This is a genomic window from Streptosporangium becharense (assembly GCF_014204985.1).
In the GTDB taxonomy this organism is placed as follows: domain Bacteria; phylum Actinomycetota; class Actinomycetes; order Streptosporangiales; family Streptosporangiaceae; genus Streptosporangium; species Streptosporangium becharense.
In genome coordinates this window covers 3,114,120-3,137,419 of sequence record NZ_JACHMP010000001.1, presented here as the reverse complement: position 1 = coordinate 3,137,419, position 23,300 = coordinate 3,114,120, and the positions used below count along the sequence as shown (strand labels likewise).

The window sequence follows — 23,300 nt, the reverse complement described above, 5'->3', positions numbered from 1 at the left end:
TGCACTGTGGATGAGGGGTGAGGTGGCCGCCCCGGAGGGCGGCCGGCCCGGCTGCTCGCCGTCGGGGCCGGGGAGATCCGGCTGGGCCGGCTGGCCGGGTGGACCGGTGGTGCGCGGACGGGGCGGGCCCGTCCGCCCTAGGACGCCGGTTCCGGCTGTTTGCTGGCGGCCACCGCCGAGACGGCGGCCCCCCGCCGCTTGAACCGCTGCTGGCCCTGGTCCAGCATCACGGCGAGGATGATGACGGCTCCCTTGATGACGATCTGCCAGAACGTCGACACGCCCAGGATGACCAGGCCGTCGGCGAGGAAGCCGATGACGAAGGCGCCGAGGAGGGTGCCGCGCACGGTCCCGCGTCCCCCGCTCAGCGCCGCGCCGCCGATGACGACCGCCGCGATCGCGTTGAGCTCGTACGTCTCACCGGCCTGCGGCGCCGCCGAGGTCAGCTCGGAGGCGATGATGAGGCCGGCGACCGCGGCGCACGCGCCGGAGATCACGTAGACGGCCGTCTTGACCCGGTTGATCGGCACGCCGGACAGCTCCGCCGCCCGCTCGTTGCCGCCGGTGGCGTACAGCCATCGGCCGAAGGGGGTCTTGACGAGCAGCAGCGTGACCAGGACGGCGAGAACGATCATGATCCAGATCGAGGTGGGCAGGCCGAGCGGGCGTCCGCTGCCGAGCAGCCCGAACCCGGTGTTGCCGAGCTCGGGGTTTCCGGCCAGGTTGGGATAGGTCGAACCGCCGGAGATCAGCAGTGCGGCGCCGCGCGCCACGTACAGCATGCCGAGCGTCGCGATGAACGGGGCGACCCGGAACCGGGTGACGAGCACCCCGTTCACCAGGCCGACCAGCATGCCGACCGCGACGCACAGCACGATGACGCCCCACACCGGCGGGTAGGCGATCAGGTCGAGGAAGCCCAGGTTGAGCCCTTGGAGCAGCTCACCGGCGACGACCCCGGACAGGCCGACGATCGAGCCGACCGACAGGTCGATGCCGCCCTTGAGGATGACCAGCAGCATGCCGAGTGCGATCACCGCGTTGATCGCGACGTGCTTCGTCATCGTGATGAGGTTCGGCACGGTCAGGAACGAGTCCGACAGCAGGCCGAAGACGACGATCAGGACGGCGAGCGCGATGAAGGCGCGCAGCTCGAACAGGGCGTTCAACAGCGACAGGCGGCGCGCCGCCGCGGCGGCCTGCTCCGGCGCCGCGGGGTCCGTCGTGCGCGGTGCGGCGGTGGTGCCCGGGGACGTCATCGCTCACCACCTCCGGCCGCGTCGAGGGCGGCGCCATCCGACACACTCATCAGTTCCTCCCGGTTGATCTCCCCGCGCCGGAACTCGCCGGCGACCGTGCCGCGGACGAGCACCAGCAGCCGGTCGGGGATGTGCAACGCTTCCTCCGCGTCAGAAGTGGTGAACAGGACGGCCAGGCCACGTCGTGCCTGAGCCGCCATCAGCTCGAAGATGTCGGCCTTGGCACCCACGTCGACGCCCCGTGAGGGGTCGTCGAGCAGCAGCACGCGCGGGTCGGTCAGCAGCGCCTTGCCGATGACGACCTTCTGCTGGTTGCCGCCGCTGAGCGAGCCGATGGCCGCGCCGGGGCCGTCCGTCTTGACGGTGACATCGGTGATCATCCGCTCGACGGCCTGCCGCTCCCGATCGCGGGAGACGAACAGCCGCCGGACGAACGCGGCCAGGCCCGCCAGGGAGAGGTTCTCTCCGACCGACATCGTCTGGACCAGGCCGTCGCGCTGGCGGTCCTCGGGGACCAGCACCACCCCCTGCTCGATGCGGTGGCGGATGTCGGGCTCCTCCAGCGGGGCCCCGGCGAGCAGGACCTCACCGCCCAGCGTCGGGACCCGGCCGGCGAGGGCCTCCAGCAGTTCGGTGCGGCCGGAGCCCATCAGGCCGTAGATCCCGATGATCTCGCCCTGCCTGATGGTCATGGAGAGCCGGTCGATCGCGAGGCGGTCGGGGTTGGCCGGGTCCGCCACCACGAGGTCGCGCACGGTCAGCAGTTCCTCCCCGAGGACCGGGGTGCGGTGCGGGAACAGCGCGTCCTGGTCCCGGCCGACCATCTGCTCGACGATCCAGCCGATGTCCACCTCGTCGGCGCCGGCACTGGCGACGAGCCGGCCGTCGCGCAGGACCACGACGTCGTCGGCGATCTCCAGTGCCTCGTCCAGGTGGTGCGAGATGTAGACGATGGCGACGCCGCTCGCGGTGAGCTCCCGGATGACCCGGAACAGGACCTCGACCTCGTGCGCGGTCAGCGCGGAGGTCGGCTCGTCCATGATCAGCACTCGGGCCTCCTGGAGGAGGGCCCGCGCGATCTCGACGACCTGCTGCTGACCCAGCCTCAGGTCACCGACCAACCGGTCGGGATCCATGTCCTCCTCCAGATTGCGGAGGATCGTCGCGGTGGTGGCCCGCTGGGACTTCCGGTCGATCGCCCCGAACCCCCCCGACACCTCGCGCGCCAGGAAGAGGTTGTCCTGGATGCTGAGGTTGGGGCAGAGGCTGAGCTCCTGGTGGATGATCGCGATGCCCTGGTCGGCGGCGTCGCGGGAGGACACCAGCGTGGTGGGCCGGCCGTCCAGCTCGACGTGACCCGTCGTGGGGTGCTCGATCCCGGCGAGGATCTTCATCAGCGTCGACTTGCCGGCCCCGTTCTCACCGAACACCGCCGTCACCCGGCCGGGGGCGACGCCGAAGTCGACGCCCTTGAGCGCGTGCGTGCCGCCGTACACCTTGGTGACACCGCAGGCCCGCAGCACCGGGGCGGCCGGCGCCGTCACGACGCCTCCTCGACCGAGACCGGGGTGATGGTCACGACGGAGGGGCTCAGCAGGGTGAACGCGCCGGTGAAGGAGATCTTCTTGCCCTTCAGGCCCGCCACGTCCAGGTTCTTGAGCAGTCTCTCGCGCATCTGGTTGTTGAGCGAGGTGGCCGCGTCGGCGTACTCGACCTGGTTGAGGAACTGCCCGAAGGTGATGAACCCGGCCGCGTCGCGCAGCGCCGTACCGTTGATGGCCGGGCCGATCTGCAGCGACACCCGGGTGCCCTCCGGCAGGCCGGGCACGGTCACCGGCAGCAGGCCGGACTTCGCCTCGCCGGCCTCGCCGGTGCCCTTGACCGGGAAGCTGTAGGGGCTGGTGCCCTGGCGGCGCCCATACTTCTCGCCCGCCGCGTCCTTGTCGGCGACCAGGGCCTCGACCAGTACGGGAAGATCGACGGCGTCCTTCTCGATCGCGGGCACGACCTTGCTCTCGTACATCTCGGCGCCGAACGCCGCCGCGTCGAACTTCTTCGGTCCCGCCGCCGCGGCCGTCTCCGGCGAGCGGTACTCGGTGCTGAGACCGATGGCCGCCAGCAGCGCCGCCGCCGCGGCGGCGGCCGTCCATCGCGCCGGGATCCGGCGGCGGGAGGTCCGCCCGCCGCTCGGTCGCGCTGTGACCGGCGTGCTCATGAGCCACTCCTTTCGGCCAGGGTGCCGTCCGTCTCCCGATCCGTGTGGGACGGGAACGCCTCCCGATCCGCGCCGGGGGGGAACGCCTCCCGATCCGTGTGGGACGGGAACGCCTCCCGGTCTGCGCCGGGGGGGAACGTCTTCCGGTTCGTGTGGGGCGGAGACGTCTCCGCCCCGCGGGGACGTGAGCGCCGGACCGCCTCGTGCCAGGCGGCGCGCCGGGCCGCGCGGTCGAGCTCGTCGCCGCGGGGCCGGAACTCGTCCGCCGGGCGGGGCCGGGCTTCGAGGTCGGCCAGGGTCCACAGGCCCGCCGCCAGCCCCGCGGCGTCGGCCACCCCGAGGGACGACAGGTCGTGCTCGGCGGAGCGGGAGACCACCCTGCCGCCGACGTCGGCCTGCAACTGCATCACCCGGGCGCTTCGGGTGAGGCCGCCGTCGGCGAGGAGCACCCGCACCTCACCGGTCGCCCGCTCGACCGCGGTCAGCACGTCCTCGACCTGGAAGGCGACCGCCTCCAGCGCCGCCGCCGCCAGATGACCGCGGCGGGTGCCCAGGGTCAGCCCGCTCAGCACCGCGACCGCGTCGGGCTCCCACCAGGGCGCCCCCAGCCCGCCGAACGCCGGCACCAGGTGCACCCCGTCCGGGGCCTGCTCGGCGGCCTCCTCCAGCAGGGCCTCGGGGGAGATCCCGAACAGCTCGGCGAGCCAGCTGAGCGCGCGTCCGGTCGCGCGGATGTTGCCCTCCACCGCGAGCACCGGCCCGGTGACGTCCCAGGCGACGCTGCGGCAGAGCCCGGGGGCGTCGTCGCAGTCGCCGACCGCCATCACCGAGGAACCGGTGCCGTAGGTGGCCTTCACCACCCCCGGCCGCCACCCGCCGTGGGCGAACATCGCGGCGTGCGAGTCGCCCATGACCGCCAGGACCGGGACGCCGTCCGGGAGCGGCGCGAGACCCCGCAACGCGGGGAAGTCGCCGCAGGAGGCGGTGATCCGCGGCAGGACCTCGCGCGGCACCCCGAACAGGTCGAGCAGCGCGCCGTCCCACTGCCGGGTCGCGATGTTCATCAGTTGCGTTCGCGAGGCGTTGCCGACCTCGACCACATGGTCGCCGCCGAAGCGGCTGAGCAGCCAGGAGTCGACGGTGCCCAGGCACAGCTCGCCGGCCAGGGAACGCCGCCGGTCGGGATCATGGGCGTCGAGCAGCCAGCGGGCCTTGAGCGCCGAGAACATCGGGTCCAGCGGCATCCCGCTGGCGGCCCGTACGAGCGCGCCGGCACCCGTGGCGGCGAGGTCGAGGCACTGCCGGGTCGTGCGCTGGTCCTGCCAGCTGACCAGGGGGCCGACCGGCCGGCCGGTGTGCCGCTCCCACAGCACCAGGGACTCACGCTGAGTGCTGAAGCCGACCCCGGCGACGTGGGGGGCGAGGGCGGGGTCGACGCAGTCCGCGACCGCCCGCCGCACGCTCTCCCAGATCTCCTCGGCCGACTGGTCCACCCATCCCGGGCGGGGCTGGCGCTCGGAGACCGGGGCCGCCCCGCGTGAGACGACCCGGCCGCCGGGGGCGACGAGCAGCGCCTTCGTGGAGCTCGTCCCCTGGTCGACGGCCAGGATGAGCGGGCCGGTGCTAGCCATGTCCCAGCAGGTCCCGCACCGCGGCCACGATGCCGTCGGCGGAGAGCCCGAAGTGGTCGAGGAGGAACGCGGTGTCGCCCGTCGGGGCGAAGACGCGGGGCACGCCCAGGATCCGCATCGGGGAGGGGTGCCGGGTCGCGACCACCGAGGCGACGGCGGCGCCGAGCCCTCCGCTGGTCGTGGCCTCCTCCGCGGTGACGATGCCGCGGGTCTCCCGGGCGGCGGTGATCACGGCGTCCTCGTCCATCGGGGCGAGGAAGGGCATGTTGAGCACCCGCACCGAGACGCCGTCCGCGCGCAGCCGCGCCGCCGCCTCCAGTGCCCGGGAGGTGAGCGAGCCGATGGCGATCACCGTGACGTCGTCGCCGTCCTGGAGCAGGACGGCCCTGCCCGGTTCGAACGGGGCGTCCCCGGGGGTCACCACGGGCACCTTGAACCGGGGGACGCGCAGGTAGGAGGGCCTTCCGGAGGCGGCGGCCCAGCGCACGGCGGCACGGGTCTGCACCGGGTCGGCCGGTACGATCACGTCCAGGCCGGCGATCGCGCGCACCCAGGAGAGGTCCTCGATGGAGTGGTGCGTGGGGCCGAGTTCGCCGTAGGCCATGCCGGGGCTCTGCCCGCAGAGCACGACGTGCGCCTCGCTGTAGGCGACGTCGGCCTTGATCTGCTCAAGCGCGCGGCCGGTGAGGAACGGCGCCGCCGCGCAGACGAAGGGGATCCTGCCCGCGTTGGCCAGTCCGGCGGCGACGCCGACGAGGTCCTGCTCGGCGATCCCGACGTTGACCAGCCGGTCGGGGAACTCCTTGCGGAAGGCCACGAGGTTGCTGGAGCCGACGGAGTCGTTGCACACCGCCACGATCCGCTCGTCCTCGCGCGCCAGTGAGATCAGTTCCTCGGCGAACGCCTGACGTGAGTCGAAGGTCGCCCGCTGTTCGGTGACGGTCATCGCGCCAGCTCCGCGAGCGCCGCGACGACCTGCTCGGAGCTGGGCACCTTGTGATGCCACTCCACCCGGTCCTCCATGAAGGACACGCCCTTCCCCTTGATCGTGTTCGCGATGACCGCGACCGGACGCCCGGTCGTGGAACGCTCCAATGCCTTCAGCAGCGCGAGGTGGTCGTGCCCGTCCACCTCGCGGACCTCCCAGCCGAAGCTGCGCCACTTGTCGCCGAGCGGCTCCAGGGTCTTGGTCTCCTCGGTCCTGGCACCCTGCTGGAGCCGGTTGCGGTCGATCACGACCGTCAGCGACGACAGGCCGTAGTGGGACGCGGTCATCGCCGCCTCCCAGTTACTGCCCTCCTGGAGCTCCCCGTCACCGAGCACCACCACGGTCCGCCACGTCGCGCCGTCCAGCTTGGCGCCCAGCGCGCATCCGGTGGCCACCGGGAACCCGTGCCCGAGCGCGCCGGTGTTGGTCTCCACGCCGGGCACCTTGATCTTGTTGGGGTGCCCGTTGAGCGCCGACAGGGGAGCCATGAAGGTGTCCAGCTCGCCGGTGTGGAAGAAGCCGCAGTGCGCGAGGGTCGAGTACAGGGCGGCGGCGCAGTGCCCCTTGCTGAGCACGAACCGGTCGCGTCCCTCCCAGCGGGGACGTTCCGGGTCGAGCGCGAGCACCCCGTAGAAACAGGCCACCAGGATGTCGGTGACGGACAGGTCACCGCCGATGTGCCCGAGCTGCGCGCGGTCGATCATCCGGACGATGCTCTGGCGCACCTCGGCGGAGATCCGCTCCAGCTCGGGGACCGCGTCCTCGGGGCGGCTCTCGCGGATCCGCTGGGAGATCTCCCGGTACGCGGCGGAACGCGTGGGATCAGCCGGCAACATGTCGTTTCCATTCCTCGAACTCGGTGTGGCGGTTTCGCTGCTTCTCCCGGCCGGAATCCGTGCGGCGGTCCTCGCGGGAGTGGTCCTCGGGGCGGCACGCGGGCGGGCCGCCGCCGTCGCGCCGGGGTGTCACTGCCCGGCCTGGGCGCTCAGCAGGGCCTGCTGGACGACGCGCTGGGCGGCCAGGGCGTCCTGGGCCCGCTGCGCGGCGGCCAGGGCCTCGTGGTCCAGCAGACCGAGTGCGCGGTGGATGGTCTTCATGACGCGGATGCCCGCCCGTGCGGCCTCGACCGAGTCCTCCCGGAACGGGAACTGGTCGAGCTGCCAGACGCCGTCCCAGCCCGCGTCGCGCAGCGCGTGGAAGAACTCGAAGGTCTCGGTGAGGTGGACCGAGCCGACGACCATGTCGTCGTCCCAGCCCCGGTAGTTGTCGTTGACGTCGATGGCGAACAGCCGCCCGCGGGAGATCGCCAGCCGCGCCGCGTCCGCGGGCGACTCGCCGCCGTACAGGGAGTGGCCGAAGTCGAGCAGGATGCCGACGTTGGGCAGTCCGATCTCCTCGATGCCCAGCAGGGTCTTGGTCACCGAGGAGAAGACCATGCTGTTGCGGGGCTCGCGCGGCTTGTACTCGATGGCGAAGCGCAGGTCGGGGAAGTTCGTCGCCAGCTCGCGCACCGCGTCGAGGGACAGGCGCCACAGCTCGGAGTGGTCGGACTGGAAGGGGTAGTCCCACCCGTCCTGGCCGGGCCAGAGCTTCACGTAGTCGCAGCCGAGCTCGCGGGCCGTCTCGGCGCCCCGGGAGACGAGCTCGATGGCCTGCCGCCGCACCTCGGGGTCGGGGTTGGTGAACGCACCGCGGGTGAAGCGCCTGGTGTAGATCTCCGGGGTGACCGCGATGGCTCGCAGGCCGTTGCGCTTGAGCGCCGTCTTCACGTCGTCGAGCGGCAGGTCCGGCGGGTCGAAGGGGAACGTCAGGTCCACCACCGACAGCTCACCCACCTGCCCAGCCAGGTCGATCGCCTCCAGCGTGCTGACCGGCGGGCCGTACCCGTCGGTCGCGTACCGGTCCACGTACCGCCCGAAGTGCCAGATACCTGCGCCGAAGGTCGGCTCTTGAATATCTATGCGCGAGTGACTAGACATAACCATGACGGTAGGATCACCGCGCGTACATGTCAACGAAATCTTTCGGCAACATGAGAGGGAATCCGGAGCGCCCCCCGGGAGCGCCGCCGCGAGTTCCGGCCTGCCGCCATAGGGGTCATTCGGCCGTGTTGACCTGCTGTTCCGCTCATTCCTCGCCTCCCACCCGCCGATTCGGCGGCTCCGGGGAGTGATCGTTGAGGCGTTTCGTGACGGAGGAGACGCCTGAGGTGGGGACGGATCTCTTGCTGTGTGCTGGATGGGAATTTGTGTCCGTTTTGCCGACCTGCTCGCGTCACCTGAACTCTCTTCGTAGGATCTGTCCCGGACCATTACCGTGGTCGGTCAGCCCTGATGACCGTTTCAAAATCGACCAATAATCTGGAATAGGGAGAAGCTGTGCTGAAGTCCAAGACGCGGCGCCGCGTCGCGGTCAAGACAGCCCTGATCTCCGCCGCGGGCGCGGGCGTCCTCTTCGGCGCGATCCCCGCGATCGCCTCCATGGCCGCCCCGAAGCAGGTCACCTACACCTGCTCGGTCGGCACCACCGCGACGGCGACCTACGTGTTCCAGATGGATCTCACCGGCCCGGTCTCGGCGGCGACCAACGCGCCTCTCACCGCGACATGGAAGATCGCCGCACCCGCGGCCTCCCCGATCGTCGTGCCCACCGGTGCCCCGTCGAACCTGAGCCTCGTCCTCGACGCCGACATCCAGGTCTACGCGACCGGCACGCCCGCGCCGGTCGCCAGCGAGTTCCGCTCGGCCGCCGCCACCGCCGCCGCCCCCACGGTGGGCCAGACCGTCACGCCGCCTCCGCTGACCATCACGGTGACGCCCACCGCGACCGGCGTGGTCGCCTTCCAGCCCGACGCCTTCACCCTGCTGCTGGAATCCGGCACGGGCACCGGGACCGGCACCGACGTCACGCTGCTCAACTGCAGCGTCTCGAACCCCGCCGAGGCGACCGCCGCCGCGTTGCGGGTGACCGTCGGGACGGGTACGCCGACCTCGACCGGCACGGGCACCCCCACCAACACGCCGACGGAGACCCCCACCACCACCCCCACCACCACCTCCACGCCCAAGCCGACGATCACCGTCACCACGACCCGCACCGCGAAACCGACTCCGAAGCCGACGACCAAGCGGACCTCCACCCGGCAGATCGAGGAGATCCCCGACGGCGGCGCCGCCACCGGTGGCGGCGGGGACGCCGGGCCGGACGCGCGGGTCATCATGCTCGGCGGCGCGCTGATGACGGCCGCCGCGGGAATCGGCGGGCTGGTGCTGCGTCGCCGCACCGCCTCCCGGGGCTGACCGGAGCGCAGGGATGACCACCCCGCCGCCGGAGGGCTGGCCGCCCCGGCCCCCGCACCGCCCGATGCCCCGGTACCGGCCGGTGCCGCTCCAGCCACCGCCCTACCAGCACCCCGGATACCCGCAGCACCACGTCCCGCCGCATGAGGAGTGGCCCGGCCCCGGCCAGATGGACGGCGGCCGGGTGATGCGGTCGGTGCTCATCCTGGCCGGGATCGCCGGAGTGGTCACCGTGCTGGTCGGCCTGCTCTACATGCTGGCCGCCCCCGAGCAGTACGGCCTGGCCGACCAGCGCACCAACCTGCCGCCCCGCAACCAGGCGGCGGCCCCGGCCAACCCGTACTTCCAGGCGCCCCCGACGGTTCCGCCGCCGCAGCCGAGCATCCCGGCGGCCCCGGCCATGCAGCCCTCCACCCCGGTCCGCCTGGTGATCGAGCGGCTCGGCGTCAATGCCCCCATCAGATCGGTCGGCCTCGACAAGCAGGGGGCGATCGAGGTGCCCCCGATCGGCAACCCCAACCTGGTCGGCTGGTACCGTTCCGGCCCCACCGCCGGGGAGGCCGGTCCCTCGATCATGCTCGGGCACAAGGACACCAGGTCGGGAAGCGCGGTCTTCAGCCGCCTCCACGAGATCCGCAACGGTGACGTCATCGAGGTGCACCGCAAGGACGGCGTCATCGCCGTCTTCACCGTCGGCGGGCTGGAGCAGGCGGAGAAATCCGTCTTCCCGACCCAGCGGGTGTACGGCGAGGCGCCCAACCCGCAGCTCCACCTGATCACCTGCGGCGGCACCTACGACCGCGGCAGCGGTCACTACACCGACAACGTCATCGTCTACGCGACCATGACGAGCACCCGCAGAGCATGAGCGCCTCTCTCCCGCGGGACGCGGGGCCCCCGGACCCGACGGAGGAACCCGGCACCCGGGAGGGGCATGAGGGGCCGGAGACATCGGGGGTGGCGGGAGAGCCGGAGCGGCCTTCCGCCCCGGAGCGGCCGGAGACACCAGAGGTGTCACGGGAGCCGGGGGTGCCGCCGGACGCCCCCGGGGTCGCGCGTGGCCGGAAGGTGTTCCGCTTCGCCGGGACCCGCGGTGTCCCCGCGGCCGCCCGGAGGTCCGCCGAGCGCCGGCGACACGGGCTGCCGCTGGGGGCGCTGGTCGCGGTGGCCGCCGCGACCTACGCGCTGCTCGGCCTGGTCAAGTTCGCCACCTTCCGGGCCAGCGTCTTCGACCTCGTCATCTTCGACCAGGCCGTACGCGGCTACGCGGGCTTCGGCCCGCCGACGGCACCCGCGGTCGGCGTGTTCCACGGCGCGGGAATGGACTTCCTCCAGCTCGCCGACCACTTCTCACCCATCCTGGCCGTCCTGGCGCCGCTGTACTGGATCCACGACGGCCCGCAGACGCTCATCGTCGCCCAGGCCGTGCTGTTCGCGTCGGCCGCCGTGCCGATCTGGCGCTACGCCGAGCGTCGTCTGGGTCCTCCCGGGGCGTACCTGGTCGCGGCGGCCTACGCGCTGTCGTGGCCGATCGCGCAGGCCGCCGCGTTCGACTTCCACGAGGTGGCGTTCGTCCCGCTGCTGAGCGCCATCATGATCGAGCGCTTCGACGCCGGCCGGCTGGGTGTGTCGTTCCTGGCCGGAACGGCTCTGCTGTTGGTCAAGGAGGACATGGGCCTGCTGGTCGCGGGGTTCGGCGTCTACGTCTTCCTCAACAGGCGCCGCCTGGAAGGCGCGGCGTTCGTCCTGTTCTCGCTGGGTGCGTTGCTGCTGATCCGCGAGGTCCTGATGCCGATGGCGGGTTCGGGCACCGCGGGCTTCCACTGGGCGTACGCCAACCGGGGGGCGACCATGGGCGAGGTCGCGCTGTCGATCGCGCGCGACCCGGCGGACGCGCTGTGGGACCTGGTCAGTCCGGCGGTGAAGGTGGACACCCTGGTCCTGCTGCTGTGGCCGGTGCTGTTCACCGCGCTGGCCTCGCCGCTGACCGTGACCGCCCTTCCCCTCGTGCTGGAACGGTTCCTGGCCGACCGGCCGCAGTGGTGGGGGAGCGACCACCACTACAACGCCTTCCTGGTCGCGGTCGTCGTCTGCGCCGGAGCCGACGGCGCCGCCCGGCTCGGGCGACGCTTCCGGACGCGTGGCCGCAGGCGCGACCTCGGCCTGCACTGGGCGGTCGCCGTCTGCGTGGTCGGCCTCACGCTCACCCCCCGCTTCGCCTTCGACGCGCTGTGGGACCCGGTCTTCTACCAGGGCGAGCCACACGTCGCGGCGGCCCGCGAGGCGGTGGCCACGGTCCCCGACGGGGTGGTGGTCGAAGCGGCCAACAACCTCGGCCCCGCTCTCAGCGGGCGGGCGACGGTGCTGCTCTGGGGCGCCGGTGCCCCCGGAGCGCCGTGGATCGTCGCCGACACCGCGCGGTGGACCTACCCGTTCGGCAGCCCCGACCTGCAACGGCAACGGGTCGACGAGGCGCTGCGCTCCGGCTACCGCACGGTGTTCGAGCGCGACGGCTACCTCGTGCTGCACCGCCCCTGAACCGGCCGTAACCGGCGTAGGGCGGCTGCGGCGCGCCGCGCGCGGGCCGTGATCGTGCGGATGCCGCGGGCGGCGCGCGACCCCGCCCGCCCGGGTGGGCCGCTCCCGGGGGGGCGCCGACGGAGGTTCTGTTGTAACCTCCTACTGACCGAACATTGCTCGGTTTCCATGGCGGCTCGGTTCCAGAAGCAGCTCGGTTCCACACGCAGGAGGCACTGTGGCAGAGGCGTACATCGTCGGGGCGGTCCGCACCCCGGTCGGCAAGAAGAAGGGCGGCCTGTCCACCGTCCACCCCACCGATCTGGCCGCGCACACCCTCAGAGCGCTCATCGACCGCACAGGAGTCGACCCGGCCGCGGTGGAAGACGTGATCATGGGCTGCGTCATGCAGTTCGGCCCGCAGAGCATGGACATCGCGCGCAACGCCTGGCTCTCGGCCGGTCTGCCGGAGAACGTCCCCGGTGTGACCATCGACCGCCAGTGCGGGTCCTCCCAGCAGTCGATCCACTTCGCCGCGCAGGGTGTGCTCTCCGGCACCCAGGATCTCGTGGTGGCCGCGGGTGTGGAGTCGATGAGCATCGTCCCCATGGGGTCGAGCATCACCGCCGCGCTGGAGAAGGGCATGCCCTTCCCCTTCGGCGCCAAGTGGGTGGAGCGGTACGGCAAGCAGGAGATCTCCCAGTTCCGCGGCGCCGAGCTCATGTGCGAGAAGTGGGGCTTCAAACGCGACGAGCTGGAGCGGTTCGCGTACGAGAGCCACCAGCGGGCCGCCAGAGCCGTGGCGGCCGGTTACTTCAGGGAGCAGATCGCCCCGATCAACGGCGTCGAGGACGACGAGGGGCCGCGTCCGGACACCACCCTGGAGAAGATGGCCACGCTGAAGACCCTGAAGGAGGACGGCCAGATCACCGCGGCCACCTCCTCGCAGATCTCCGACGGCTCCGGCGCGATCCTGATCGCCTCCGAGCAGGCGGTCCGCGAGCACAACCTGACGCCGCGTGCCCGGATCGTCACCCTGGCGCTCACCGGCGACGACCCGGTCTACATGCTGACCGCCCCCATCCCGGCGACGCGCAAGGCACTGGAGAAGGCCGGCATGTCGATCGACGACATCGACGTCACCGAGATCAACGAGGCGTTCGCCCCGGTCCCGCTGGCGTGGATCAAGGAGATCGGCGCCGACCCGGCCAGGGTCAACCCCAACGGCGGCGCCATCGCCCTGGGCCACCCGCTGGGCGGCACCGGCGCGATCTTGATGACCAAGCTCCTGCACGAGCTGGAGCGCACCGGCGGCCGGTACGGCCTGCAGACGATGTGCGAGGGCGGTGGCCAGGCCAACGTCACGATCATCGAACGGCTGTGACGGACGGCCGCCCGCGACGGCGTGATCGCCGGTGACGGACGGCCGCCCGGGGTGGAACGGCACCGGGCGGTGCCGGGAGCCCCGGTCCCGGCGGACCGGGACCGGGGCTCCACCGCGTCAGCGGCCGCCCTTGCCGGGGATCCGGCGCGGCTGCCGGGTGGGCCTGACCGGCAGGTGCGGCATGGGCACGCGCCGGGGAGCCGCAGGCGTGGAACGCTCGGGGAGCGGAGCGCCGGTCTTGCCGGGTTCGGTGGTCTCGGTCTTGCCGATGCGCTTGTGAATGGCACTGACTCGCATATGGAACTCCTCGCAGAATGACGACGCGGCACGAACCGGTCGGACAACTCAGCTGCCGCGTCGGACGAACGGGGCCAGAGGGCTGAGTGCGGGCGGATCAGCGACGGCTGATCGACGCCGGCTTTCAGGAGTTGATCCACATGCGGACGACTTTACGGAGACGCCGCCGGACGGCGCAAGCGAATTTCCCCGGCGGGTCCGTTCCGTGCCGGTCTCCCGCGCCGGGCGGAGGAGCATCCACCGGCCCGCGCGTGTCGTCTCGCGCGGGCCGGGAGGGACGAAGGGTGCGCGACGGCGCTCCGGCGTTTGCCGGGCACCGCCGCCGCGGTCACTTCGGCACGCGGGCGACGCAGAAGACCGTCTGCCCGAACGGGGGACGGACGAAGCGCTCGATGAAACGGGTCGCCGGGACGACCGTGCGGTCGTAGATCTTGACGAGGCGCGGGTCCGGGTAGCCGACGCCGCCGCGGCGGACGGCCACCCACCAGGCGATGCCGCCCAGGAAGTTGATCGGGGTGAGCCGGTCGATGTCGAGACCCGCCCGCGAGACCGTCCTGCGCAGCGTGGCGGGGGTGTAGCGGGTGACGTGGCCGACCTTGCGGTCGAAGTCTCCGTACAGCTCCATGTAGCCCGGCACCCAGATGATGATCCGGCCGCCGGGGACGGTGACCTTGGCCAGTGACCGCAGGGCCTCGACGTCCTCCTCGATGTGCTCCAGGACGTTCATCATCACGACCGTGTCGACCTTCTCGCCGATCGGGATCTCGGTCGGCAGGCCGAACTGGAGCACGTCGACGTCGGTGCGGTCGGCGAAACGCTTGCGGAGCCGCTCCACGCAGTAGGGGTCGAAGTCGCTGACCACCAGCCGGTCGAGGCGGGGCAGGAACTGCTCGGCGAAGTGTCCCAGACCGGAGCCGATCTCCAGCATGGAACGGCCCACGTGCGGGGCGACCATGTCGAGCTCGTACTGCCGGTAGTTCCTGGCCTCGTCACCACCCAGGTGGTTCTCCAGGGCCTCGTCACCGGCCGCCGGTTGCACTACGCGGTCATACCCAGACATGCGGTTCCGTCCAGCTCGCTCGCGGAAGGGCCGTGGGAGGGCCACGGCCAGGGACAGCCAGAGTCTAGTGGCGCTTCCCCGGGGGCGGCCCCCGAACGGGACCGGGCCGCCGGGCACGCCTCGATCGCCGTGCCCGGCGGGGAGGCCGGCATCGGATCCGCCTCGATCGGCGAGTCCCCCACACCACTGGCAAAAACCAAGATTCCCGTCATACGCCTCAACCGGGGGAAGTTCCCCCCGGGCGCGGCGGTGAGATTTGCACCGGGGGAAGAAGGAAACCCCACCGGGGAACGGGGGCCCGGCCGGTTCGTGACCCGGATGCGGTGCGATTCCTCAAAAGTGGAGAAGGAGCGCGAACCAATGGAACGGACCCCATGGTGGCGCGGGAACCTGCCCGCGAAGACGAGCAAGCTCATCGGCCACGAGAGGCGCGAGAGGGAGGTGCGCCGGTCGCCGAGGCTCGTGACCGGAACCGCCGGTTTCGCCCCCGGTCTCGCCGAACCCACCCCCGCCCCCGGCCTCGGCGAACCCGCCCCCGCCCCCGGTGCCGGTCTCGCCGAACCCGGTGCCGGTCTCGGCGGACCCGCTGCCGGGCTCGCGTCCGACCGTCTGCGGCGGACCGGAGTCGGCGCCGCCGACGAACCGCTCGTGCTGGTGACCGCGGCCATGGCGTACGTCTGGCGCGGCGAGTTCGCCAGAGCCGTCGCCGCGCTGGAGGAGGCGCGGCGGCTCTGCGACGCCCGCGGCGAGCGCTGGGCACGCGCTCACGGCGACTACGTCCTGTCCGTCGCCCGGCTCGGCATGGGCCGGGTGACCGAGGCGGCCGAGGCCGCGCGGGAGTCGCTGGCCGGCAAGTGGCGGCTTCACGACGTCGCCGGTGTGGCACCGGTCCTCGACCAGCTCGCGGTGATCGCGGCGGTCGAGGGCGACGGCTACCGCACGGCCAGGCTCCAGGGGGCGGTGGCACGGCTGCGGGTGGCCCGCGGTCTCGAAGGCCCCGGCCCGCAGGGCATGTCCGAGCCGAGGGCCGTCGCCGAGCGGACCGCCAGGCGGTTGCTCGGCGACGAGGCGTACGACGCGGCCTTCGCCGAGGGCCATGACGACGACCTCGGCTCCGCGGTCGCCTTCGCCCTCACCTGAGGGTCATGCCCGCAGCGCCTCCGCACCGGGCCGCGGGCACCCGGAGCCGCTCAGTCGTCCGACGCCAGCCAGTCGTCGATGCCCTGCAGCATGCTCTTGCGCACCGCCTCCGGCGCCGCCGAGGCCCGCACCGACTGCCTGGCCAGCTCCGCCAGCTCCGCGTCGGAGAACCCGTACACCCGCCTGGCCAGCTCGTACTGGGGCAGCAGCCGCGACCCGAACAGCAACGGGTCGTCGGCGCCCAGCGCGATCGGCACCCCCGCCTCGAACAGCCGCCGCAGCGGTACGTCCTCGGCCCGCCCCGCCACGCCCAGCCCGACGTTGGAGGTCGGGCAGACCTCGCACGCGATGCCGCGTTCGGCGAGGCGTTCCATCAGCCGCGGCGACTCGGCCGCCCGCACGCCGTGTCCCAGGCGGTCGGCGCCGAGCACGTCGACGCACTCCGCCACGCTCGCCGCACCCAGCAGTTCCCCGCCGTGCGGCACGGCCAGCAGCCCCGCGCGCTTGGCGAGCCGGAAGGCGCCGTCGAAGTCGCGGGCCCGCCCGCGGCGCTCGTCGTTGGAGAGCCCGAAGCCGACCACGCCCTGGTCCATGTGGCGCGCGGCGAGGCGGGCGAGCGTCTTGGCGTCGAGGGGGTGACGGGTGCGGTTGGCGGCCACCACGACCGCGACGCCTGTCCCCGCGTGCTCGGCCGCCCGGCGCGCCGCGTCCAGCATCAGCTCCATGGTCGCGGTGAGCCCGCCGAACATCGACGCGTACCCGGACGGGTCGATCTGGATCTCCAGCCAGCCCGACCCTTCGGCGGCCTCGTCCTCGGCGGCCTCGCGCAGCAGCCGGTAGACGTCGCTCTCGCGCCGCAGGACGGACCGCGCGATGTCGTACAGCCGCTGGAAGCGGAACCAGCCACGCTCGTCGGTCGCCCGGAGCTTGGGCGGCCAGTCGTCCTCCAGGGCGTCGGGCAGGTGCAGGCCCTGTTCACGGGCGAGCTCGACCAGGGTCGAGTGCCGCATCGAGCCGGTGAAGTGCAGGTGCAGGTGGGCCTTGGGCAGTTCGTTGAGGGGACGTGGCATTTCAACATGGTGCCGTACCCGGGGGACCGCCCGGTGATTTTCGCTCTCGACCCGCGGCCCCGTCCGCGCGTCGGGGAGGGCGAAAGGGGACCTCGCTGATGACGGCAGAGGACGAGGCGGCCTTCGACGAGTTCCTGGCCGCACGCAGCCGCACGCAGTACGGCGCTGCTGCGCACCGCGACCCTGATCTGCGGTGGTCTGCGGCGCGTCGCCGCACGACGCGGAGAACCTGGTGTGGAGTGAGTGGTCGGGCAAGGACGGTTTCGGCGTGACCGGTCACTCCACCTCCTGGAAGAGACCGGACCTCGCGGCCGGGCCCTCCAGCGTGCAGGCGGTGGTCTGCCGGGGCCGTGCCGTGGCAGGGGCCGCGACTTCCCGCCTTTTGGGCATATATCGAATTTCGAGAGCAAATTAGGCGATTGTTCCCTCTTTTTGTGGCACCCGTCCGCACCGGATAACCCGCCCTATTGAGGAAATCTGGGCAACGGGGTTTCAGCCGACCGCTCCTCCGTGCGACCGTAGAGGCACACGTTGTCAGGACGACGCCGGGGCTGCCATGAAAGCGGACGTCTTCGTCGGCAGGGAGACAGAGCTCGCCGACGTCTCAGCGCTACTCGAAAGGGTCCGTCACGTCACCCTCACCGGTCCGGCCGGAGTCGGCAAGACCGGCGTCGCACGCCGTCTGGCCGTCGCGCTCGAACCGGCCTTCCCCGGCGGCGTCCACGTCGTCGAGCTGGCCGACGCCCCCACCGACGTCGACTCCCTGACCGAGATGCTCGCCCGCGCGGCCGGCGCCCGCACGCGACCGGGCGTGACCGCGCTCCGGTCCCTGATCGACGTGCTCGCCCCACGCCGCAGCCTGATCATCCTCGACACCTGCGACCGCGTCGTCGGCGCCGCGGGCATCCTGGTCGGCATGCTGCTGCGCTCGGTCGAGGAACTGCGGGTGCTGACCACCAGCAGGCAGCGGCTGGGCCTGCCGGGAGAGCACCTCTACCCGGTGGGCGGCCTGCCCGACGATGAGGCCGTCCGGTTGTTCGCGGCGCTCACCCGCGGCGGCGAGACCGGCGACACCGACCCGGCCGAGCTGTGCCGGCGCCTCGACAACCTGCCCCTGGCCATCGAACTCGCCGCGGGCGCCGCCCCGCGACGCGCGGCCGGCCCACGGCGGCACAGCTCCATGCGCGTGGCCATCGGCTGGAGCCACGAGCTGTGCACGCCCGTCGAGCGCCTGCTGTGGGCGAGGGCGTCCGTCTTCGCCGGCACCTTCGACCTCGAAGCCGCCGAGGAGGTCTGCGCGGGCGGTGCCCTCGGCGCCGGGCAGGTCCTCGACGGGCTGCTCGGCCTGCTCGACAAGTCCGTCCTGGCCCGCGAGGAGGGCGAAGGCGGGGTCCGCTACCGCCTGCTGAACACCGTCCGCGAGTTCGGCCTGGTCTGGCTCGACCGGCTCGGCGAGACCGACGAGATCCGCCGTCGCCACCGCGACCACTACCTCGCCCTGTCGGCACGCGCCGAGATGAGCTGGCAGGGCCGCCAGCTGGAGTGGTACCGCAGGCTCGTCCTCGAATGCGGCAACATGCGCGGCGCCATCGAGTACTGCTACTCCCGCCCCGAGGAGTACCGCAAGGGCCTCGACCTCGTCGGCAACCTGTGGTTCCTGTGGGCGTGCTGCGGCATGCAGGCCCCCGGCGACGACCTCCTCCAGCGCGGCCTCGACCTCGACCACAGCGTCAGCCCCGAGCGGGTCAAGGCGCTGTGGGTGCACGCCTGGGTCTCCATCCAGCGCGGCGATCTCGAACGCGCCGAGCGGATCCTCACCGAGTGCGCCGCCGAGGACGAGGACGGCTACGCCACGGCCTACGTCAGCCAGTTCCAGGCCCACCTGGCCGTCGTCAGGGGCGACGTGGGCGAGGCGCTGCGGCTCATCAAGCACGCGCGGGTGCGCCACCGCTCCACCGGCAACGTCTTCCCCGGCTTCCTGCCCACCTACACCGTCGTCGCCACCGCCATGATGCTCGCCGGACACCACACCCAGGCGGTCTCGGTTCTGCGCGAGGGCCGCGAGCTCTGCGAGTCCTGCGGCGACTACTGGACCCTCATCCGCCTCGACCTGCTGCTGGCGCAGGCGGAGCTGCTGCTCGGCAACACCGCCTCCGCCGCGGCGTCGGCCCGCGGCTCGCTGCGCGGCGCCCGCCTGTTCGGCGACACCATCTCGCTGATGGAGGCGCTGGAGGTGTTCGTCGTCATCGCCGAGTCCTGCTCGGACGACGCCTTCGCGGCGACCCTCTTCGGCGCGTCCCGCGCGGCCTGGGAGAGCGCCGGGGTCCCGCCCAGCCGCTCGCCGATCGTCACGAGCATGCTGCGCGTCATCGAGCTGCGGTTGCGCGGTCGCATGGGCAGGACGGAGTTCGAGAGGCTGGCGGAGGAAGGGAGCTCCACCGGCCTGCGCGCAGCAGTGGAACACGCACTCCAGGGAGCCCTTTCTTGACACAGTGCGGCAACCTGCCGGTCGAGATGAACACCTTCGTCGGCCGCACCGCCGAGCTCGACGAGATCGCGAAGCTTCTCACCCGGACACGCCTGCTCACCCTGCACGGCGTCGCGGGCGTCGGCAAGACGCGGCTGGCGTTGAGGGCCGCGCAGAACGCCCGTGACGGCTATCCCGGCGGCGTGTGGGTGGTCGAGCTGTCGGCGGAGACGAACGGCGACCTGCTCGCCGGCGCCGTCGCCGGGATGCTCGGCCTCCACGTGCGGGCCGAACGCCCCGCCATGGAGTCGCTCACCGCCTTCCTCGCCGACCAGCGGCTGCTGCTCATCCTCGACACCTGCGAGCACCTGGTCGGCCCCTGTGCGGAGCTGGTGGTCTCCATCCTGACCGGTGCACCCGACGTGCAGATCATCGTCACCAGCCGCCAGGAGCTCGGCCTGCCGCTGGAGGTCGTCAAGGTCGTCGAGCCGTTCCCGGTCCCGCCGCCCGAGGCCGCCGACCTCGCCGAGTACGACGCGATGAGCCTGTTCCTCGACCGGGCACGGGCCGTCGCCCCCGGCATCCGCACCGACGAGCGGGCCATGATGGCCATCGCCCGGCTCTGCCGCAGGCTCGACGGGGTGCCGCTGGCCATCGAGCTGGCGGCCAGTCACATGCGCGGCCTGTCGGCGATCCAGCTCGCCGACCAGCTCGACGACCGTTTCAAGCTCCTCGCCGACGGCGACGGCCCGCTCGTCCGGCACCACACGCTGCGCACCGCCGCGGGATGGAGCCACGAGCTCTGCACCCCCGCCGAGCGTCTGCTCTGGGCCCGCCTGTCGGTCTTCACCGGTGCCTTCGACGCCGACTCCGCCCGCGGCGTCTGCGAGGACGAGCGCCTGCCCGACGTGCCGGGCGTGCTCGCCTCGCTCGTGGCCAAGTCCGTCGTCGCCCGGGTCGGCGACCGGTACCGCCTGCTCGACACCATCAGGGAGTACGGCCGCGACTGGCTCGACGAGCTGGGCGAGGGCGAGCCGATGATCCGCCGCCACCGCGACCACTACCTGTCCACCGCCCTGCGGATGGGCGCCGAGTGGTACGGCCCCCGCCAGCTCGAATGGGCCTACTGGGCCCACCGCGAGCTGCCCAACATCCGCACGGCGCTCGACCGCTGCCTCTCCTGCGGCGACCATCGCGCCGCCCTGGAGCTGAGCGGGGCGTTGTGGCCGCTCTGGTGCTACCTGGGCTTCATCAGGGAGGGCCGTTACTACACCGACCGTGCCCTGGCCGCCGTCGGAGCCCCCCATCCCGCCAGGTCCAGGCCGCTGTGGGTGGCCGCGCATCTCGCGCTCGTCCAGGGCGACACGGCGCTGGCGCGCAGCCGCGCCGAGGAGGGCGTCGAGAGCGCCCGGCACTACGGCGACACCGAGGCCGAGGCCAACGCCTACGTCCGCCTCGCCGTCAGCCGCCTGCTCACCGCGGACCTGGACGCCGCACGCGCCTACGCCCTCCGCGCGGCCGGCAGGTTCCGCGAGGCCGCACCCCCCGACACGCCGGAACCGATCTGCGTCCCGATCGTCCTGGCCATGGCGGCCACGTTCGGCGGCGACCTCGACGAGGCCGTGGAGATCCTGCGGGAGACACGCCTGCGGTGCGAGGCACGTGGGGAGGTGTCCCAGCGCGCGCTGAGCGGCTACATCCTCTCCCTGGCGCTCTTCGGCCGCGGAGAGATCACGGAGGCCGCAGCGGCGGCCAGGGAGGCCCTGGAGGTCAAATGGCGGCTGCGCGACATGGTCGGCAGTGCCCTGGCCATCGACCAGCTCGCGCGGATCGCCGCCTTCACGGGCGACGGGCGCCGTGCGGCCTGGCTCCTGGGCGCCGCCCAGCGGGTCTGGATCGCCTTCGGCATGCCCGGACTGGGCGTCGACACGATGAGCGAACCCCGCCAGGCCGCCGCGACCCGCGCCACGGAACTGATCGGCGAGGCCGCCTACGGCCGGTCCTACGAGGAGGGTGCGGCCTCCCACATCGAGGCGGCCGTCGCCTACGCTCTGCGAGACTGACCCGCAGGACGCGCGGTGGGCCCGGCCGTGGGGGCCGGGCCCGTCGCGCGGCGCCTCTAGCGGGTCTCGCCGAGGAACTTGGCCAGGCGGCTCACACCCTCGGCGAGGTCGTCGTCGCCGAGCGCGTAGGAGAGGCGGAAGTAACCCGGAGTGCCGAACGCCTCGCCCGGGACGACCGCGACCTCGGCCTCCTCGAGAACCAGCTCGGCCAACTCGGCGGACGTCCGCGGACGCCGCCCGCCGAAGTCCTTGCCCAGCAGCTCCTTGACCGACGGGTAGGCGTAGAAGGCGCCCAGCGGCTCGGGGCAGACCACGCCGGGGATCTCGTTGAGCATGCGGACCATGGTCTGCCGGCGGCGGTCGAACGCCGTACGCATCTCGGCCACCGCGGACAGGTCGCCGCTCACCGCGGCCAGGGCGGCGGCCTGGGCCACGTTGGAGACGTTGGAGGTGGCGTGCGACTGCAGGTTGGTCGCGGCCTTGACGACGTCCTTGGGGCCGATCAGCCAGCCCACCCGCCAGCCGGTCATCGCGTAGGTCTTGGCGACGCCGTTCAGGACCACGACCTTGTCACCCAGCTCGGGGACGACGGTGGCGATGCTCGCGAACGTCGCGCCGCCGTAGGTGAGGTGCTCGTAGATCTCATCGGTGACGACCCACAGGTCGTGCCCGGCGGCCCAGCGGCCGATCTCCTCGACCTGCTCGGGGCTGTAGACCGCGCCGGTCGGGTTGGACGGCGAGACGAACAGCAGGGCCTTCGTGCGCTCGGTGCGCGCGGCCTCCAGCTGCTCCACGCTCGCCAGGTAGCCGGTGGTCTCGTCGGTCACCACGTCGACCTGCACGCCGCCGGCGAGCTTGATCGCCTCCGGGTAGGTCGTCCAGTACGGCGCGACGACCAGCACCTCGTCGCCCGGGTCGAGCAGGGTGGCGAACGCCTCGTAGACGGCCTGCTTGCCGCCGTTGGTCACCAGCACCTGCGCGGCGTCGACCCGGTAACCGGAGTCGCGCAGGGTCTTGTCGGCGACGGCCTGCTTCAGCTCGGGAAGGCCGCCCGCCGGCGTGTACTTGTGGAACCGGGGATTCCGGCACGCCTCGACGGCGGCCTCGACGATGTAGCCGGGAGTCGGGAAGTCCGGCTCGCCCGCGCCGAAGCCGATGACCGGGCGGCCCGCCGCCTTCATCGCCTTGGCCTTGGCGTCCACGGCCAGCGTGGCGGACTCGGAGATCGCGGAGATGCGCGCTGAGATGCGAGGACGGGTCATACCCCCATGGTTACAGAACCGTGCCGTGGTTTCCGCTCCGCGTCCACCACCTGGACGCCCGGTGGCCCGCGCACCGCGCGGCGGCCCCGGACAACCCGCTGACCTGCGCGATCGTATTCGGTTCGACGCGACGGTCATTCCCACGTAGACTCTCGCACTGTCTTCCCGGCGCAAGCGCGATCCGGCGGGCAAGACCGTGAGCCGCGACCAAACATCGCTCCGGCGGATGTATGGTGGTTCATGTCCTAGGGCACTAGCGCAATTGGTAGCGCACCGGTCTCCAAAACCGGCGGTTGGGGGTTCGAGTCCCTCGTGCCCTGCGAGGAGCGGTCCGCGCATCAGGGCGTCCAGCGCGCCGCTGATATGCGTTGGATTCGACAGATTTCAGGTGAGGACTGTGGCGATCGACACGCGCGGCGAAACCGCAGACAAGCCGAGCGGCGAGAAGAAGAAAAAGCGCACTTCTCCCGCGCTCTTCTACCGGCAGGTTGTCGCCGAGCTGCGCAAGGTCATCTGGCCCACGCGCAAGGAGCTCATCTCCTACACCATCATTGTCCTGGTCTTCGTGCTGATCATGGTCGGAATCGTGTCGGCTCTGGACGCGTTGTTCACCGAGGGTGTGCTGAGAATCTTCGGCGGCGCCTGAGC

Annotated in this window: 19 protein-coding genes and 1 tRNA gene; 9 read left to right on the top strand and 11 right to left on the bottom strand. The window is 72.1% G+C overall.

The genetic code is table 11. From position 1 onward, the window contains the following. Positions 1–137 precede the first annotated feature (137 nt). The 7 genes from F4562_RS13410 to F4562_RS13385 form a co-directional block, all read right to left on the bottom strand. The gene (locus F4562_RS13410; RefSeq protein WP_184538173.1) at positions 138–1,259 is read right to left on the bottom strand and encodes an ABC transporter permease; all 1,122 of its coding nucleotides are present in this window, start codon (positions 1,257–1,259) and stop codon (positions 138–140) included. Next, complete coding sequence (locus tag F4562_RS13405) at positions 1,256–2,803, bottom strand: sugar ABC transporter ATP-binding protein (RefSeq protein ID WP_221206115.1); 1,548 nt, start codon at positions 2,801–2,803, stop codon at positions 1,256–1,258. Before F4562_RS13405 ends, F4562_RS13410 begins: the two co-directional genes overlap by 4 nt. Next, complete coding sequence (locus F4562_RS34215) at positions 2,800–3,474, bottom strand: DUF2291 family protein (RefSeq protein ID WP_221206117.1); 675 nt, start codon at positions 3,472–3,474, stop codon at positions 2,800–2,802. Before F4562_RS34215 ends, F4562_RS13405 begins: the two co-directional genes overlap by 4 nt. Continuing rightward, complete coding sequence (locus F4562_RS13400) at positions 3,471–5,105, bottom strand: FGGY family carbohydrate kinase (RefSeq protein WP_184538175.1); 1,635 nt, start codon at positions 5,103–5,105, stop codon at positions 3,471–3,473. Before F4562_RS13400 ends, F4562_RS34215 begins: the two co-directional genes overlap by 4 nt. Next, positions 5,098–6,051 (bottom strand): transketolase family protein, encoded by a 954-nt coding sequence (locus F4562_RS13395; protein WP_184538177.1) that lies wholly within the window; start codon positions 6,049–6,051, stop codon positions 5,098–5,100. Before F4562_RS13395 ends, F4562_RS13400 begins: the two co-directional genes overlap by 8 nt. After that, positions 6,048–6,929 carry a transketolase gene (locus F4562_RS13390; protein WP_184538179.1) on the bottom strand — a complete coding sequence of 294 codons (882 nt, stop codon included), beginning with the start codon at positions 6,927–6,929 and terminating at the stop codon, positions 6,048–6,050. The genes F4562_RS13395 and F4562_RS13390 overlap by 4 nt, the downstream gene beginning before the upstream one ends. A gap of 129 nt (positions 6,930–7,058) precedes the next feature. Beyond that, entirely contained in the window at positions 7,059–8,072 is a 1,014-nt protein-coding gene (locus F4562_RS13385) for a sugar phosphate isomerase/epimerase family protein (RefSeq protein ID WP_184538181.1), read from the bottom strand. A 399-nt stretch (positions 8,073–8,471) separates the two neighbouring features. Here F4562_RS13385 and F4562_RS13380 point away from each other — a divergent pair, with 399 nt between their 5' ends. From F4562_RS13380 to F4562_RS13365, 4 genes are all read left to right on the top strand, one after another. Then, positions 8,472–9,392: a hypothetical protein gene (locus tag F4562_RS13380; RefSeq protein ID WP_184538183.1), complete on the top strand. Its 921-nt coding sequence runs from the start codon at positions 8,472–8,474 to the stop codon at positions 9,390–9,392. A 13-nt stretch (positions 9,393–9,405) separates the two neighbouring features. Continuing rightward, positions 9,406–10,260 carry a class F sortase gene (locus tag F4562_RS13375; protein WP_184538185.1) on the top strand — a complete coding sequence of 285 codons (855 nt, stop codon included), beginning with the start codon at positions 9,406–9,408 and terminating at the stop codon, positions 10,258–10,260. 143 nt (positions 10,261–10,403) lie between these two features. Next, positions 10,404–11,930, top strand: a complete 1,527-nt coding sequence (locus tag F4562_RS13370; protein WP_311733817.1) for a DUF2079 domain-containing protein — start codon at positions 10,404–10,406, stop codon at positions 11,928–11,930. Positions 11,931–12,147: 217 nt separating this feature from the next. Beyond that, positions 12,148–13,293 carry an acetyl-CoA C-acetyltransferase gene (locus F4562_RS13365; RefSeq protein WP_184538187.1) on the top strand — a complete coding sequence of 382 codons (1,146 nt, stop codon included), beginning with the start codon at positions 12,148–12,150 and terminating at the stop codon, positions 13,291–13,293. A 117-nt stretch (positions 13,294–13,410) separates the two neighbouring features. On the opposite strand, the gene F4562_RS13360 is transcribed toward F4562_RS13365, so the two are convergent. Then, the gene (locus F4562_RS13360) at positions 13,411–13,590 is read right to left on the bottom strand and encodes a hypothetical protein (protein ID WP_184538189.1); all 180 of its coding nucleotides are present in this window, start codon (positions 13,588–13,590) and stop codon (positions 13,411–13,413) included. 328 nt (positions 13,591–13,918) lie between these two features. Next, entirely contained in the window at positions 13,919–14,650 is a 732-nt protein-coding gene (locus F4562_RS13355) for a class I SAM-dependent methyltransferase (RefSeq protein ID WP_184538191.1), read from the bottom strand. A 360-nt stretch (positions 14,651–15,010) separates the two neighbouring features. Between F4562_RS13355 and F4562_RS13350 the strand changes: the two genes are divergently transcribed. Continuing rightward, entirely contained in the window at positions 15,011–15,790 is a 780-nt protein-coding gene (locus F4562_RS13350; RefSeq protein WP_184538193.1) for a hypothetical protein, read from the top strand. A 50-nt stretch (positions 15,791–15,840) separates the two neighbouring features. Here F4562_RS13350 and F4562_RS13345 read toward each other — a convergent pair whose 3' ends face one another. Next, the gene (locus F4562_RS13345) at positions 15,841–16,860 is read right to left on the bottom strand and encodes an adenosine deaminase (RefSeq protein ID WP_184538195.1); all 1,020 of its coding nucleotides are present in this window, start codon (positions 16,858–16,860) and stop codon (positions 15,841–15,843) included. Positions 16,861–17,416: 556 nt separating this feature from the next. Here F4562_RS13345 and F4562_RS13340 point away from each other — a divergent pair. Together F4562_RS13340 and F4562_RS35815 are read left to right on the top strand one after the other, a co-directional pair. Then, a complete protein-coding gene (locus F4562_RS13340) occupies positions 17,417–19,348 on the top strand; it encodes an ATP-binding protein (protein WP_184538196.1) in 1,932 nt (643 codons plus the stop codon). Then, complete coding sequence (locus tag F4562_RS35815; protein WP_184538198.1) at positions 19,345–21,390, top strand: ATP-binding protein; 2,046 nt, start codon at positions 19,345–19,347, stop codon at positions 21,388–21,390. The genes F4562_RS13340 and F4562_RS35815 overlap by 4 nt, the downstream gene beginning before the upstream one ends. 56 nt (positions 21,391–21,446) lie before the next feature. Here the strand turns inward: F4562_RS35815 and F4562_RS13330 are convergent, their stop codons facing one another. Continuing rightward, the gene (locus F4562_RS13330; protein WP_184538200.1) at positions 21,447–22,652 is read right to left on the bottom strand and encodes a pyridoxal phosphate-dependent aminotransferase; all 1,206 of its coding nucleotides are present in this window, start codon (positions 22,650–22,652) and stop codon (positions 21,447–21,449) included. Between the two features lie 247 nt (positions 22,653–22,899). On the opposite strand from F4562_RS13330, the gene F4562_RS13325 reads away from it, so the two are divergent. Together F4562_RS13325 and secE are read left to right on the top strand one after the other, a co-directional pair. Continuing rightward, positions 22,900–22,972: transfer RNA gene (locus F4562_RS13325), tRNA-Trp, on the top strand. A 77-nt stretch (positions 22,973–23,049) separates the two neighbouring features. Then, on the top strand, positions 23,050–23,298 hold the full coding sequence (gene secE / locus F4562_RS35810; protein ID WP_184538202.1) for a preprotein translocase subunit SecE: 249 nt from the start codon (positions 23,050–23,052) through the stop codon (positions 23,296–23,298). Positions 23,299–23,300 lie beyond the last annotated feature (2 nt).

Bases quoted from the DNA above. Each gene is read 5' to 3' on its own strand.
- F4562_RS13410 (WP_184538173.1), bottom strand. From the start codon at position 1,259: ATGACGTCCCCGGGCACCACCGCCGCACCGCGCACGACGGACCCCGCG.
- F4562_RS34215 (WP_221206117.1), bottom strand. From the start codon at position 3,474: ATGAGCACGCCGGTCACAGCGCGACCGAGCGGCGGGCGGACCTCCCGC.
- F4562_RS13400 (WP_184538175.1), bottom strand. From the start codon at position 5,105: ATGGCTAGCACCGGCCCGCTCATCCTGGCCGTCGACCAGGGGACGAGC.
- F4562_RS13395 (WP_184538177.1), bottom strand. From the start codon at position 6,051: ATGACCGTCACCGAACAGCGGGCGACCTTCGACTCACGTCAGGCGTTC.
- F4562_RS13390 (WP_184538179.1), bottom strand. From the start codon at position 6,929: ATGTTGCCGGCTGATCCCACGCGTTCCGCCGCGTACCGGGAGATCTCC.
- F4562_RS13385 (WP_184538181.1), bottom strand. From the start codon at position 8,072: ATGTCTAGTCACTCGCGCATAGATATTCAAGAGCCGACCTTCGGCGCA.
- F4562_RS13375 (WP_184538185.1), top strand. From the start codon at position 9,406: ATGACCACCCCGCCGCCGGAGGGCTGGCCGCCCCGGCCCCCGCACCGC.
- F4562_RS13360 (WP_184538189.1), bottom strand. From the start codon at position 13,590: ATGCGAGTCAGTGCCATTCACAAGCGCATCGGCAAGACCGAGACCACC.
- F4562_RS13355 (WP_184538191.1), bottom strand. From the start codon at position 14,650: ATGTCTGGGTATGACCGCGTAGTGCAACCGGCGGCCGGTGACGAGGCC.
- F4562_RS13350 (WP_184538193.1), top strand. From the start codon at position 15,011: ATGGAACGGACCCCATGGTGGCGCGGGAACCTGCCCGCGAAGACGAGC.
- F4562_RS13345 (WP_184538195.1), bottom strand. From the start codon at position 16,860: ATGCCACGTCCCCTCAACGAACTGCCCAAGGCCCACCTGCACCTGCAC.
- F4562_RS13340 (WP_184538196.1), top strand. From the start codon at position 17,417: ATGAAAGCGGACGTCTTCGTCGGCAGGGAGACAGAGCTCGCCGACGTC.
- F4562_RS13330 (WP_184538200.1), bottom strand. From the start codon at position 22,652: ATGACCCGTCCTCGCATCTCAGCGCGCATCTCCGCGATCTCCGAGTCC.